This window comes from Pseudomonas chlororaphis subsp. piscium, from assembly GCF_003850345.1.
Classification (GTDB): domain Bacteria; phylum Pseudomonadota; class Gammaproteobacteria; order Pseudomonadales; family Pseudomonadaceae; genus Aquipseudomonas; species Aquipseudomonas piscium.
Window position 1 is genome coordinate 6,217,081 of the sequence record NZ_CP027707.1, and the last position, 14,137, is coordinate 6,231,217.

Here is a 14,137-nt window from a genome sequence, read left to right on the forward strand (position 1 = left end):
AGATGAATCTAGTCCTCTCCACGATAAAACAGTTTGTAGCCCACCAGCCCCACCGCCTCGTTCAGCAACTGGCCGCTCTGCCAGATCGACTTGAACTCCGGCATCCAGCCGCCCAGCGGCCTGGCGTTATCCACCCCCAGGAATCCCACCGGCGCCGGCACCACGGTGAATCCTGCCTGCTCGAAACTCCAGACAGCCCGCTGCATATGCCAGGCCTGGGTGACCAGCACTATACGTTTGACACCTTGCGGCTCCAGCACTTGCGCAGTGAATTGGGCGTTCTCCCAGGTCGTGCGGCTGCGCCCTTCCTGCCAGCGCACCTTCACGTCGAAATCGTTCAGCAGCGACTCGGCCATCAATGCCGCTTCCGTGGGCGGCGTGCCGTAGTGCAGGCCTCCGCTGGTCAGGATCGGTAACCCGGAAGCCTTGGCCAGGCGCGCCGCGTAACGCTGGCGCTCAAGCCCGACCCCGGTCGGCTGGTCGCTGCCCCAGGCCGGATCGCCACGCTCCCGCCCCGAGCCCAGCACCACGATCGCATCGGCCTGTTCGGCCAGGGTCAACCACTGGCTTTGCGTCAGCGCCGGCTCAGTCTCCAGGGCACTGGCGCCCCACTCCACCATCACAGGCAGGCTCATCAGCCAGAACCCGCCCAGTCCGAGAGCAAAGCACGCACCGGCCAATCGCGGCCTAGAGCGACGAAACCACCAGGCGAACAGAAGCAGCAGCAACAGAAGGCCTGGCGGCAGGAGCAGTTGTTTGACGAAATAACGAAAAGGCATCGAGCATCTCCAAAGATGCTCGAAGCCTAAGTGGGTAAAAGCAAAGCAACAACAGATACGAAACAGATTTCACGCACAAGGTACGCGGCGTTGACGCTGCGCAGATGCCCGAATGGGCGGCGCAGACTCATTTGAACTGCAGGGACCGGACCTTTACCGCATCCCGGGCGGGCACCTTGTCTTTCAACCAGATGACCTTGGCCGAATGTGGAGTCACTTCGTGCCTCAGGCATTCGAGCACGCTCAATTGCGTCTCACGCTCACTACGATCCAGATAGGCCTTGATCACCTCGAGCTCGGCATGACTCAGTCCCCGCAACTCCAACTCCGCAGGACGCTCATTACGCAAGCTCCCTGCTGTTCTCGCTGCGTCCAGGGCCAAAGCCAGACGATCTATCAATCGTTCGTACAACTCGGGTTTTATAACTTTTCGCTGCGACTCAACCATCCATTCACCTCATGAAAGTAAGACTCACTCCCCTTTTTGAGCTTAGTCGTACTGCCGAAACCGGCAGGGTGCCGCGACCAACGGCCCACGGCGCGTAATCAGGGTTTCCCTCGGTAGAGCGCGGTCATGTATGCTACGGCGCTTCCTGTAACTCCACTTCCAGCTCGACTGGGTCGCGAAAACGCCATATCTGGCGTCATCACCGCCCAACGTTGCATTGAAGAGGATTAGGCCACCCCTATTCAGTTCAAAAGTAGCCATGCACGAACACTATCAGCCCCGTGAAATCGAAGCCGCCGCCCAGTCATTCTGGGATGAGCAAAAGTCCTTTGAAGTCAGTGAACAGCCAGGCAAGGAAACTTACTACTGCCTGTCGATGTTCCCTTACCCCAGCGGCAAGCTACACATGGGGCACGTGCGTAACTACACCATCGGCGACGTGATCTCCCGCTACCAGCGCATGCAAGGCAAGAACGTGCTGCAACCCATGGGTTGGGACGCCTTCGGCATGCCGGCGGAAAACGCCGCGATGAAGAACAACGTCGCGCCGGCCAAGTGGACCTACGAAAACATCGCCTACATGAAATCCCAGCTGCGTAGCCTGGGCCTGGCGGTGGACTGGTCCCGCGAGGTCACGACCTGCAAGCCGGACTACTACCGCTGGGAACAATGGCTGTTCACTCGCCTGTTCGAAAAAGGCGTGATCTACCGCAAAAATGGCACCGTGAACTGGGACCCGGTCGACCAGACCGTTCTGGCCAACGAACAGGTGATCGACGGTCGCGGCTGGCGCTCCGGCGCGCTGATCGAAAAACGCGAAATCCCGATGTACTACTTCAAGATCACCGCCTACGCGGATGAACTGCTGGAGAGTCTCGACGAGCTGCCGGGCTGGCCCGAGCAGGTCAAGACCATGCAACGCAACTGGATCGGTAAATCCCGTGGCATGGAAGTGCAATTCCCCTACGACCAGGCCTCCATCGGCGAAGCGGGCGCACTGAAAGTCTTCACCACCCGCCCTGACACCCTGATGGGCGCGACCTACGTTGCCGTGGCCGCCGAACACCCGCTGGCCACCCTGGCGGCGCAGAACGATCCGGCGCTGCAAGCCTTTATCGCCGAGTGCAAGGGCGGCAGCGTCGCCGAAGCCGACATCGCCACTCAAGAGAAGAAAGGCCTGCCGACTTCGCTGTTCGTCGAGCACCCGTTGACCGGTGAAAAACTCCCGGTATGGGTCGCTAACTACGTGCTGATGCACTACGGCGATGGCGCGGTGATGGCCGTTCCGGCGCACGACGAGCGCGATTACGAATTCGCCACCCAGTACAACCTGCCGATCAAGAACGTGGTGCGTACCAGCGCTGGCGATGAAACGCCTGCGCCTTGGCAGGACGCCTACGGCGAGCACGGTGAACTGATCAACTCCGGCGAGTTCAACGGCCTGGATTTTGCCGGCGCCTTCGACGCCATCGAAGTGGCCCTGCTGAAGAAGAACCTCGGCCAATCCCGTACCCAGTTCCGCCTGCGCGACTGGGGCATCAGCCGCCAGCGCTACTGGGGCTGCCCGATCCCGATCATCCACTGCGACAGCTGCGGCGATGTACCGGTACCGGAAGACCAACTGCCGGTAGTACTGCCGGAAGACGTGGTGCCGGATGGCGCCGGTTCGCCACTGGCGCGCATGCCCGAGTTCTACGAGTGCAACTGCCCGAAATGCGGCAAGCCTGCCAAGCGTGAAACCGACACCATGGACACCTTCGTCGAGTCCTCGTGGTACTACGCCCGCTACGCCTCGCCAAAATACGAGGGTGGCCTGGTCGACCCAGCTGCAGCCAACCACTGGCTGCCGGTAGACCAGTACATCGGCGGTATCGAACACGCGATCCTGCACCTGCTCTACGCCCGCTTCTTCCACAAGCTGATGCGCGACGAGGGCCTGGTCAGCTCCAACGAGCCGTTCAAGAACCTGCTGACGCAAGGCATGGTGGTCGCCGAAACCTACTACCGCCGCGAAGCCAACGGTGCCTACACCTGGTACAACCCGGCCGATGTCGAGCTGGAGCGTGACAGCAAGGCCAAGATCGTCGGAGCCAAGCTGATCAGCGACGGCCTGCCGGTGGAAATCGGCGGTACCGAGAAAATGGCCAAGTCGAAGAACAATGGCGTCGACCCTCAGTCGATGATCGATCAGTACGGCGCGGACACCTGCCGCCTGTTCATGATGTTCGCTTCGCCGCCTGACATGAGCCTGGAATGGTCCGACTCCGGCGTCGAGGGTGCCCACCGCTTCCTCAAACGCGTCTGGCGCCTGGCCCAGTCTCACGTAGCCCAGGGCCTGCCGGGCACACTGGAGCTGGCTGCGCTGAACGACGAACAGAAAGTCATTCGTCGCGCCATCCACCTGGCGATCAAGCAAGCCAGCCAGGACGTCGGTCAGAACCACAAATTCAACACCGCCATCGCTCAGGTCATGACGCTGATGAACGTGCTGGAAAAAGCACCGCAAGCCACCCCTCAGGACCGCGCCCTGCTGCAGGAAGGCCTGGAAACCGTGGCCCTGCTGCTGGCGCCGATCACCCCGCACATCAGCCACGAGCTATGGAGCCGGCTGGGTCGCAACGGCGCCATCATCGACGCCGGCTGGCCGGTGCTGGATGAGAACGCCCTGGTTCAGGACAGCCTGCAGCTGGTCATTCAAGTGAATGGCAAACTGCGTGGCCAGATCGAAATGCCGGCCAGCGCCAGCCGTGAAGAGGTCGAAGCCGCCGCTCGGAGCAACGAGAACGTGCTGCGCTTCACCGAAGGCCTGACGATTCGTAAAGTGATCGTCGTGCCTGGCAAGCTGGTCAATATCGTCGCTAGCTAATTGGATCAGGCGCCAGCCCAAGGCTGGCGCCGAATAAAACCTCCAGGGCCGCCCTATCGGCCCACATGGTTTCAAGGGGAGCAACAAGATGATCAAACGCAACCTCCTGGTGATGGGCCTGGCCGTACTGCTGAGCGCCTGCGGCTTTCAGCTGCGCGGTACCGGCACTACCGAACTGGCAATCAAGGAACTCGACCTGAGCGCGCGTAACGCTTACGGCGAAACCGTGACCCAGCTGCGCCAGGTTCTGCAGAGCAGTGGCGTCAAGGTCTATGCCGGTGCGCCCTACAAGCTGGTGCTGACCCGCGAACAGGAATCCCAGCGCAGCCTGAGCTACGCCGGTGCCGGTCGTTCGGCCGAGTATGAAATGACCACCGTGCTGAACTACGACATCCAGGGCCAGAACAACCTGACCCTGCTCAGCGACAAGCTGCAAGTGCAGAAGGTCTACATCCACGACGGCAACAACCTGGTGGGTTCCGACCAGGAGTCGCTGGAAGTGCGCAAGGAAATGCGTCGCGACCTGGTGCAGAACATGATGCTGCGCCTGCAACTGCTGACTCCGACCCAGCTGGATCAACTGCAGCAGACCGCGGATGCCCGCGCCAAGGCCGAGGCCGAGGCGCTGGAAGCCGCGCAGAAGGCTGAGGCGGAAACCCCGCAACAGTCGCCCATGCAGCTGCCGAACCAGTAAGTCTTGCGGGGCGCTCAAGCGCCCCGCTTGCCCCTCCTTATGAAACTCGCCCCCGCTCAACTCGGCAAACACCTGCAAGGCACGCTCGCACCGGTCTACGTCATCAGTGGCGATGACCCGTTGCAGTGCCAGGAGGCCGCCGATGCCATTCGCAGCGCCGCCCGCCAGCAGGGCTTCGACGAACGCCAGGTATTCAGCGCCGACGCCAATTTCGATTGGGGAACGCTGCTGCAAGCCGGCGCAAGCATGTCGCTGTTCGCCGAAAAACGCCTGCTGGAACTGCGCCTGCCTTCGGGCAAGCCCGGTGACAAAGGCGCCGCGGCCTTCATCGAATATTGCTCACGGCCGGCCGAAGACACCCTGCTGCTGATCAGCCTGCCCAAGCTCGATGGCAGCGCGCAAAAGACCAAATGGGGCAAGGCCCTGATCGACGGCGAGCAGACCCAATTCATCCAGATCTGGCCAGTGGATGCCAGCCAGTTGCCGCAATGGATTCGCCAACGCCTGTCCCAGGCCGGGCTTTCCGCCAGCCAGGACGCCGTGGAACTCATCGCGGCCAGGGTCGAAGGCAACCTGCTGGCGGCAGCCCAGGAAATCGAAAAGCTCAAGCTGATGGCCGAAGGTGGCCAGATCACGGTGGAAACCGTGCAAGCGGCAGTCGCCGACAGCGCGCGCTTCGACGTTTTCGGGCTGGTGGACGCCATCCTCAACGGCGAGGCGGCGCATGCCCTGCGCATGCTCGAAGGCCTGCGCGGTGAAGGTGTCGAGCCTCCGGTGATTCTCTGGGCGCTGTCCCGGGAACTGCGGGCGCTAGCCAATATGTCGTTGCAGTACAGCCAGGGCACTCCGCTGGACAAGGTGTTCAGCCAGGCCCGTCCGCCCGTCTGGGACAAACGCAAACCGCTGATGAGCAAGGCCCTGCAGCGCTATTCCGCACCGCGCTGGGCGCAATTGCTGCTCGATGCCCAGCGTATCGATGCGCAGATCAAGGGGCAGGCCGCCGGTTCGCCCTGGAGCAGCCTGAGCCGCCTGTCGCTGCTGATGGCCGGACAACGTCTGCCGCTCCCTGCCGAATAAAGCCAACGTCCTGCAGAAGCGAACAAGCCCGTTCCTACAGGAAATGGAGGAATCGGCGAGAGTTGCTGAAAAGCCCTACACATCGCGGGGCTGGACAGCAGGGTAAAGCTGACCGATCATCTGCCGCGCAAACCCACCTCAAGCGAGAACCCAAAATGAGCAAGCCATCCAAGCATGGCCCCAACAAGGCCAAATCCATCATCGCCCAGCCCCTGTTCCGCAGCCGTCAGGAACGACCCGCCAAGGGCAAAGGCAGCTACCGCCGCGAAGCCTTCCAGTCTAAAAGCTGGGAGGCTTCTTACTTTCTGGCTGCATAAAGCGGAGAACCCCGCCGGCGTGATAAGGTCTGTATCTGATTCGTATTCTCTGGACCTGTGCATGCCCTTTTGTCTTTCCCGTCGTTGGCACCTGCGCCAACTGATCGCTGCCTCCAGCCTTGCCCTGCTCGTCGCCTGCGCGGAAAAACCCACCGCCGCCGATGCCCAGCCACTCCAAAGCATTCAAGCCGCCCCTCTCGCCGCGCCTGCGACCGTCGCTCCGCTGGCCGTCGACAATCTGGACATCCAGCCAACCCAGACCTTTGCCCAATGGCAGGCAGGCTTTCGGGTCGAAGCACTGAACGCAGGGATCCGCGCCGATCTTTTCGACCGTGTGTTCGCCGGCATCACCCCGGACATGGGTGTGATCAAGGCCGACCGCAGCCAGCCGGAATTCACCCGGCCGGTGTGGGAGTACCTCGACGGCGCCCTGTCGCCGCTGCGCGTGCGCAAGGGCCAGACGCTGATCAATCAATACGCCGACATCCTGCAGCAGATCGAGCAGCGTTATGGCGTCGATCGCCAGGCACTGGTGGCGGTCTGGGGCATGGAAAGCAACTTCGGCGAGTTCCAGGGCAATAAATCAGTCATCCGCTCCCTCGCGACCCTGGCCTACGAAGGCCGTCGCCCGGCCTTTGCCAACAGCCAGCTGCTGGCCGCCCTGCAAATCCTCCAGCACGGCGACATCCAGCCCGAGAAGATGCTCGGCTCCTGGGCCGGCGCGATGGGGCAAACCCAGTTCATTCCAACCACCTACAACACCCACGCCGTGGACTTCGACGGTGATGGCCGCCGCGACATCTGGAACAGCCCGGCCGACGCCCTGGCCTCGACCGCGCACTATCTGCAAAGCTCCGGCTGGCAGAAAGGCCAGCCATGGGGCTTCGAAGTGGAACTGGCAAACGGCTTCGACTATGCGCTGGCGGACGGCGCGATCCGTAAACCGGTGGCCGAATGGCTACGCCTGGGCATGAAACTGCCCAATGGCGCCAGCGTTCCGGCCGGTTCCGAGCAGCTTTCGGCGGCCTTGCTGCTGCCGGCGGGTTATCGCGGTCCGGCGTTCCTGATCCTCGACAACTTCCGCGCCGTTCTGAAGTACAACAACTCTTCGTCCTATGCCCTGGCGGTGAACCTGCTGTCGCAACGCTTCAACGGTTCAGGCTTGATCAACGGCATCTGGCCGAAGGACGACATGCCCCTCAGCCGCTCCGAGCGTATCGAGTTGCAGAACCTGCTCAGTGCCAACAATTACGATGCCGGTAACCCGGACGGCATTATCGGCGCCAATACCCGCAAGGCGATTCGCAGCGCGCAACAATCGCTGGGCTGGCCGGCCGACGGCTACCCGACCCACAAGCTGCTGGAGAGCCTGCGCACGCGTTGAGCTGATCTGCGCGCCGAATCATCAGGAGCAAGCTCGCTCCCGCAAGGGAAGCGAGCACGGGCTGATCAGCCGAATACCACGTCCTGTTCCAGGATCAACTGCTTCTCCCCCGCATCCAGCCTGACCATCGCCCCCATCGGCAGGGTCAGGTTCGGATCGCAGTGGCCACTGCGCCATCCCGCCAACACCGGGATGCGCAGGGGTTCGAAGGTCTGCTTGAGCAGCCCTGCAAGCGCCTGAGGCTCTACTCCCGCCACATCCCCCACCAGCACACCGCGAAGCCTGTCGAGCTTGCCAGCCAGGCGCAAATGCGTCAGCAGACGGTCGATCCGGTACAGCGGCTCGTTGATGTCCTCGATGAACAGAATGATGCCGTCGCCACCGATCTCATACGGCGTACCCATGGTCGCGGCGATCAACGACAGATTGCCTCCCAGCAGTTGGCCGCAGGCGATGCCAGGCTCGACGGCGGTCAAGGGATAAGCCGCCGGATGAGCCAACAGACTGCCGGCCTTCAGTTGCCCCCTGAGCAGGCTGAACAACGAGGACTCAGTCGGTGGCTGTTTGTCGCCCAGCAAGTCGGCATTGAGCATCGGCCCGTGAAAGGTCACGAAACCGGCATAACGATTGATGGCCAGATGCAGCGCGGTAATGTCGCTGTAGCCGACAAACGGCTTGGCATGGCGCCGTAACAGGTCGTAATCGATCCGGTCGAGCAAGCGCGGGCTGCCGTAGCCGCCCCGCAGGCACAGGATGGTATCGACATCGTCATCGGCGAAAGCGGCGTGCAGGTCATTCAGGCGGACCTCGTCGCTGCCGGCCAGATAGCCGTCCTTCTGCTGGACCCCAGGATAAATCCGCAGCGAATAACCTCGAGCGCGCATCCAGCGAACGGCTTGCTCGGTATCCAGGTCAGCGGGCCCGGCAGGTGCAATCAAGCCGATCAGCCCTTGCGAAGGCAGCGCCGGCACCGGCCGTTGCGCACAAAGGACATCAGTCGGTTGGAGGGTCATCCAATGGTTCTCCCTGTGTGGATTCTCTAGTGCACAGTAGACATGAAAGCGGGCAAACAGAAGTGCCGAAACGCCACGGCGCTTGCAGGAAAAGTCTATGAAGGGAGGGAGACGCGGGCGTAACGGAAGATGACGCCCGCAAGGAAAAGACCTTGCGGGCGCGTTACATCAGGAGACCAAGCCTTCTTTGGCCAGCTTCGCCTGCTCGTCGGCGTGGTAGGAGGAACGTACCAGTGGGCCCGAGGCGACGTTCTTGAAACCCATCTTGTAACCTTCCTCGGCGAACCAGGCGAAGGTGTCCGGGTGCACGAAACGCTGCACCGGCAAGTGGCTGCGGGACGGTTGCAGGTACTGGCCGAGGGTCAGCATGTCGATGTCGTGCTCGCGCATGCGCTTCATGACCTCGATGACTTCGTCGTCGGTCTCGCCCAGGCCCAGCATCAGGCCGGACTTGGTCGGTACGTGCGGCACCAGCTGCTTGAACTTCTGCAGCAGGGTCAGCGACCACTGGTAATCCGAACCCGGACGCGCGGCCTTGTACAGGCGCGGCACGGTTTCAAGGTTGTGGTTGAACACATCCGGCGGCTCGGCGGCGGTGATTTCCAGCGCTACGTCCATACGGCCACGGTAGTCCGGGACCAGGGTTTCCAGCTGCACGTTCGGCGACAGCTTGCGGATTTCGCGGATGCAGTCGGCAAAGTGCTGGGCACCGCCGTCGCGAAGGTCGTCGCGGTCGACCGAGGTGATCACCACGTACTTCAGGCGCAGGTCGGCGATCGCTACCGCCAGGTTCATCGGCTCATCGACGTCCAGAGGCTTCGGACGGCCGTGGCCGACGTCGCAGAACGGGCAGCGACGGGTGCAAATGTCGCCCATGATCATGAAGGTCGCGGTACCGCCGGAGAAGCATTCACCCAGGTTCGGGCAGGACGCTTCTTCGCAGACGCTGTGCAATTTGTGCTTGCGCAGCAATTGCTTGATCCGGTCGACTTCCGGGGAAACCGGAATACGCACGCGAATCCAGTCAGGTTTCTTCGGCAGTTCGGTGGTCGGAATGATCTTCACCGGGATACGTGCGACTTTTTCGGCACCGCGCAATTTAACGCCGGCTTCAACTTTCGCACGGGCCGGGCGCTCGGAAACATCCAGCGTCGGGATCAGGGTTTGCACAGCGTCTTGCGCAGTAGTCATATCAGTCGATTCCGCCCGTTAGGGTCGTCTGCTCAGCATAGTCGAGGTGTTTGACGAGCTGCGCGCGCAGCCGGGCACTTACCTCGGCAAATTCAATCGGTCCTGTGTGGTCGCTCAGCTGGGTCATTGCCAGCCCGGCATAGCCACAGGGGTTAATCCGTCGAAACGGCTGCAGGTCCATGTCCACGTTCAAGGCCAGGCCATGAAAGGAACAACCATGACGGATCCGCAGGCCCAGGGAGGCGATTTTCGCGCCATCGACGTAAACGCCAGGGGCATCCGGCTTGGCCGCCGCAGTCACGCCGTAGCTGGCCAGCAGCTCGATCAGGCACTGCTCCATCCGGCTGACCAGGTCGCGCACACCAAAACCCAGGCGGCGCACGTCCAGCAGCAGATAGGCCACCAACTGACCAGGGCCGTGATAGGTCACCTGGCCACCCCGGTCGACCTGCACCACCGGGATATCCCCGGGAAGCAACAGGTGTTCGGCCTTGCCCGCCTGGCCCTGGGTAAAGACCGGCGGATGTTGCACCAGCCAGACTTCATCGGGAGCGTCGGTGTCGCGTTCGTTGGTAAAGCGTTGCATGGCCTGCCAGACCGGCTCGTAGGCCATCTGGCCGAGCTCGCGAAAGCCCAGCGTTTGCGGCATCACAGCACCATGTGCACGAAACCGGTGGCCCGCAACTCGCTGTTGATGTCGTACAGCTGTTCTTGGCCGGTGGCGATGATGTGCAGCTGGATGGTCGTGTACTTGCCGTTGGTGCTCTGGCGCTCGGCCAGGGTCTTGTGGTCAACGGTCGCGTGTTTTTCAAGGATCGCGATGATCTTGTCCTTGAAACCCACGCCAGTGTCGCCGATCACCTTAATCGGGTAATCCGCGCAGGGGAATTCGATCTTTGGCGCCTTTACTTCGGTGTCTGTCATGGCGTAACGGCCTCGTAAGCCGTGGCGACGGACGTGGCCCCCGCTCTACTTCAGAGCGAGGGCCACGCGGGTCGACAATATCAGTTGAACAAGCCGTAGAAGAATAGGCGGATGCTATCCCACATGCGGCGGAAGATACCACCTTCGTCGACCGCGTCCAGAGCGATCAGGTCGGCACTATGCACCACCTTGTCGTCCAGTTTCACTTCGACTTTACCGATCACATCGCCCTTGGCGATAGGTGCGGTCAATTGTGGATTCATGGTCATGCTGGCGGCGAGCTTCTTCAGCTGGCCTTTTGGCATGGTCATGCTCAGGTCCTGGGCCAGACCGGCCTTGACCTGGGAAGTGGTGCCCTTCCAGACAGGGGCCTGAGCCAGCTCGGCGCCCTTCTGGTAGAAGGTCTGGGTTTCGAAGAAGCGGAAACCGTAGGTCAGCAGCTTCTGGGTTTCGGCTGCGCGAGCCTGCTCGCTGTTGGTACCGAACACCACGGCGATCAGGCGCATGCCGTCACGCACGGCCGAGGACACCATGCAGTAGCCGGCTTCGTCGGTGTGACCGGTTTTCAGGCCGTCGACAGTCTTGTCACGCCACAGCAACAGGTTGCGGTTAGGTTGCTTGATGCCGTTCCAGAAGAACTCTTTCTGCGAGTAGATCGCGTAGTGAGCCGGGTCTTCGTGAATGATGGCGCGAGCCAGTACCGCCATGTCGTGCGCCGACGAGTAGTGCTCGGGGTTCGGCAGGCCGGTCGGGTTCATGAAGTGGCTGTTGGTCATGCCCAGGTCGCCGGCGGTCTTGTTCATCATGTCGGCAAAGGCGTCTTCGCTGCCGGCGATGTGCTCGGAAACCGCGACGCTGGCGTCGTTACCCGACTGGATGATGATGCCGTGCAGCAGGTCGCTGACGGTCACTTGCGAGCCGACCTTGATGAACATCCGCGAACCGCCGGTACGCCAGGCGTTCTCGCTGACGGTCACCGGGTCGTTCTCACCGATCTGGCCGCGACGGATTTCCAGGGTCGCGATGTAGGCCGTCATCAGCTTGGTCAGGCTGGCTGGCGGCAGGCGCTGGTCACCGTTGTTCTCCACCAGCACGTTACCGCTGCTGGCTTCCATGAGTACATAGGACTTGGCGGCCAGCTGCGGTGGCGACGGCATCACTTCTACCGCCCAGGCGGCAGGCGTGATGATCAGCGGGACAAGCAGACACAGGCGTTTGGCAAAGGTGGTGATGTTCATCCGTCTCTCGAAATTGCTAATGGAAACTTGTCCTCGCGGACAAAACTATTCAGACAGCCTTCTAAAGGGCTGTCGCGTGTTCAGTTGTTCACTCACTGACCCTTGCCGGGCTTTTGTTGTACGACGAGCCAACAACCTGGGTTCACCCCCCAAATACCGCAGGCGAACCATGAATCAGTATCCGATCACTCGGCGGTTACCAGGCTCGGCTGCCCCAGATTGGCCAGCCGGACACTGTTCTGCACTTGCTGGATCTCACCCTGCGAGCCGATCGGCCCCAGGCGCACCCGATGCAGGGTCTGTTGATTGCGCACGATCGAGCTGATGAACACCGGAGCGCTCACCATCCCGCTCAGCTTCGAGCGCAGGAGCTCGGCAGCGTCCGGGTTGGCGAAGGCGCCCACCTGCAGATACTGGCCAGAGGCTTGCGCAGAAGCGTTTTTTTTTGCATCCAGCTGCACCGGCACAACGGCCGCGGCGTGCTGCTGCGCAGGCGGCGTCCATTGCTCGACGGTCCCCGTGGATGCCGTCATCACTGGCGCGGCTTTCGGCTCGTTGAGCATCAAGGGTGCCGGCCGGCCGCGCTGGGCCCACCATTCCTGCGGGTCGATGCCCTCGACCTTGACCCGGGCGGTGCCGATCTCGGCATAACCGAGCTTCTTGGCCGCGGCGTAGGACAGATCGATGATCCGATCCGAATAGAACGGCCCACGGTCGTTGACCCGCAGGATCACGCTCTTGTGGTTGTCCAGGTTGGTCACCCGGACATAACTCGGCAACGGCAGGGTCTTGTGCGCGGCACTCATGCCGTACAGGTCATACACCTCGCCATTGGCGGTGTTCTGCCCATGGAACTTGGTGCCGTACCAGGAGGCCGTGCCCGAAGCGACATAACGCTTGGATTCGGCCATCGGGAAATAGGTCTTGCCCAGCACCGTATAAGGGTTGGCCTTGTACGGGCCGGTGTGCAGGGTCGGCGTGGCGTCGGGGATGCGCGATACATCGACGTCCCACCAGGGCGCGCCGTCTTTGTGGGCGCGGTTGATGTCCAGGCCTGGCGTCGCACGTACGGCCGTCGCCGGGCCTTTCTGTTTCGGCGCCTGGGTTGACGAACAACTGACCACCAGCAAGGACAACGCGGCAAGAGCCACCAGCTTCAGGGGTTTGCGGATTGGCGATGCCAGCATTACTTGACGCCCCGTGCTTGGACCAGCTGTTCAGAGAGCTGATGTACGGCCATGGCGTACATCACGCTGCGGTTATAACGCGTGATCGCGTAGAAATTCTTCAGGCCCATCCAGTATTCGGGGCCATTGTCACCTTCCAGGCGGAAAGCCGTGACCGGCATATCATCGCGCAGCGCATCATGACTCGACCAGCCCAGCGCCCGCAACTCCCCGACGGTTTTCGTCGGTTCGATACCGGTGGTCAGGCCTTCGTCGACCTGATCGCCACGCACTTCGGCCCGGCTGACCACCGGCTGCCCGGCCTCCCAGCCGTGACGCTTGAAATAGCTGGCAACACTGCCGATGGCATCGTCCGGATTGGTCCAGATATTGATGTGGCCATCGCCGTCGAAGTCCACAGCATAGGCGCGAAAACTGCTTGGCATGAACTGCGGCAACCCCATGGCACCGGCGTAGGAGCCTTTCAGGGTCAGCGGATCGACCTGTTCTTCACGGGCCAGCAGCAGGAATTCGCGCAATTCCTTACGGAAGAACTCGGCACGTGGCGGGTAATCGAAGCCCAGGGTCGACAGCGCGTCGATCACCCGGTAATTACCGGTGTTGCGCCCGAAGAAGGTTTCAACGCCGATAATCGACACTATCACCTGGGCCGGCACCCCGTATTCCTGCTCGGCACGGGCCAGTACCGCCTCGTGCTGGCGCCAGAAGTCCACACCACGGGCGATTCGCGCGTCGGTGATGAACATCGGCCGGTATTCTTTCCACTGTTTGACCCGCTCGGCGGGCCGGGAAATGGCGTCGAGGATCGACTGCTTACGCTCGGCCTCGCGAAACACACCCATCAGCTGTTCGCCCGCAAAGCCATAGTCGCGAGTCATTTCGCCCACGAATTCGGCCACTTGGGGCGAGCCTTCGTATTCGCCGCCGGCCAGCGCTTCCTGCGCCGCACCAAGGATGCCTACCAGACCGACCCACGGCGCATACCGAGCGGTCCAGCCACGCATTACTTGCATTGAATT

At 61.9% G+C, this 14,137-nt stretch carries 14 protein-coding genes; 5 read left to right on the forward strand and 9 right to left on the reverse strand.

Features of this window, described 5'->3' with window-relative positions; translation table 11 throughout:
• Positions 1-8: 8 nt before the first annotated feature.
• Together C4K38_RS28200 and C4K38_RS28205 are read right to left on the reverse strand one after the other, a co-directional pair.
• The gene (locus tag C4K38_RS28200; protein ID WP_053281068.1) at positions 9-779 is read right to left on the reverse strand and encodes a YdcF family protein; all 771 of its coding nucleotides are present in this window, start codon (positions 777-779) and stop codon (positions 9-11) included.
• Positions 780-906: 127 nt separating this feature from the next.
• The gene (locus C4K38_RS28205; RefSeq protein ID WP_053281069.1) at positions 907-1,227 is read right to left on the reverse strand and encodes a hypothetical protein; all 321 of its coding nucleotides are present in this window, start codon (positions 1,225-1,227) and stop codon (positions 907-909) included.
• A gap of 259 nt (positions 1,228-1,486) precedes the next feature.
• Between C4K38_RS28205 and leuS the strand changes: the two genes are divergently transcribed.
• From leuS to C4K38_RS28230, 5 genes are all read left to right on the forward strand, one after another.
• Positions 1,487-4,093 carry a leucine--tRNA ligase gene (gene leuS / locus C4K38_RS28210; RefSeq protein ID WP_053281070.1) on the forward strand — a complete coding sequence of 869 codons (2,607 nt, stop codon included), beginning with the start codon at positions 1,487-1,489 and terminating at the stop codon, positions 4,091-4,093.
• Positions 4,094-4,181: 88 nt separating this feature from the next.
• The gene (locus C4K38_RS28215; RefSeq protein ID WP_025807686.1) at positions 4,182-4,787 is read left to right on the forward strand and encodes an LPS-assembly lipoprotein LptE; all 606 of its coding nucleotides are present in this window, start codon (positions 4,182-4,184) and stop codon (positions 4,785-4,787) included.
• A gap of 39 nt (positions 4,788-4,826) precedes the next feature.
• Entirely contained in the window at positions 4,827-5,864 is a 1,038-nt protein-coding gene (holA, locus tag C4K38_RS28220; RefSeq protein ID WP_053281071.1) for a DNA polymerase III subunit delta, read from the forward strand.
• Positions 5,865-6,019: 155 nt separating this feature from the next.
• Positions 6,020-6,181, forward strand: a complete 162-nt coding sequence (gene arfA, locus C4K38_RS28225; protein WP_007927093.1) for an alternative ribosome rescue factor ArfA — start codon at positions 6,020-6,022, stop codon at positions 6,179-6,181.
• A gap of 61 nt (positions 6,182-6,242) precedes the next feature.
• On the forward strand, positions 6,243-7,565 hold the full coding sequence (locus tag C4K38_RS28230) for a lytic murein transglycosylase (protein ID WP_053281072.1): 1,323 nt from the start codon (positions 6,243-6,245) through the stop codon (positions 7,563-7,565).
• Positions 7,566-7,630: 65 nt separating this feature from the next.
• Here the strand turns inward: C4K38_RS28230 and C4K38_RS28235 are convergent, their stop codons facing one another.
• The 7 genes from C4K38_RS28235 to mltB form a co-directional block, all read right to left on the reverse strand.
• Positions 7,631-8,578 (reverse strand): S66 peptidase family protein, encoded by a 948-nt coding sequence (locus C4K38_RS28235; RefSeq protein WP_053281073.1) that lies wholly within the window; start codon positions 8,576-8,578, stop codon positions 7,631-7,633.
• Positions 8,579-8,746: 168 nt separating this feature from the next.
• Entirely contained in the window at positions 8,747-9,769 is a 1,023-nt protein-coding gene (gene lipA, locus C4K38_RS28240) for a lipoyl synthase (RefSeq protein WP_053281074.1), read from the reverse strand.
• Between the two features lies 1 nt (position 9,770).
• Complete coding sequence (lipB, locus tag C4K38_RS28245; RefSeq protein WP_053281075.1) at positions 9,771-10,418, reverse strand: lipoyl(octanoyl) transferase LipB; 648 nt, start codon at positions 10,416-10,418, stop codon at positions 9,771-9,773.
• On the reverse strand, positions 10,418-10,693 hold the full coding sequence (locus tag C4K38_RS28250) for a DUF493 domain-containing protein (protein ID WP_008152827.1): 276 nt from the start codon (positions 10,691-10,693) through the stop codon (positions 10,418-10,420). Before C4K38_RS28250 ends, lipB begins: the two co-directional genes overlap by 1 nt.
• An 80-nt stretch (positions 10,694-10,773) precedes the next feature.
• The gene (locus C4K38_RS28255; RefSeq protein WP_053281076.1) at positions 10,774-11,931 is read right to left on the reverse strand and encodes a D-alanyl-D-alanine carboxypeptidase family protein; all 1,158 of its coding nucleotides are present in this window, start codon (positions 11,929-11,931) and stop codon (positions 10,774-10,776) included.
• 185 nt (positions 11,932-12,116) lie between these two features.
• Positions 12,117-13,118 (reverse strand): septal ring lytic transglycosylase RlpA family protein, encoded by a 1,002-nt coding sequence (locus tag C4K38_RS28260; protein ID WP_025807696.1) that lies wholly within the window; start codon positions 13,116-13,118, stop codon positions 12,117-12,119.
• A complete protein-coding gene (mltB, locus tag C4K38_RS28265) occupies positions 13,118-14,131 on the reverse strand; it encodes a lytic murein transglycosylase B (protein ID WP_009045789.1) in 1,014 nt (337 codons plus the stop codon). Before mltB ends, C4K38_RS28260 begins: the two co-directional genes overlap by 1 nt.
• Positions 14,132-14,137 lie beyond the last annotated feature (6 nt).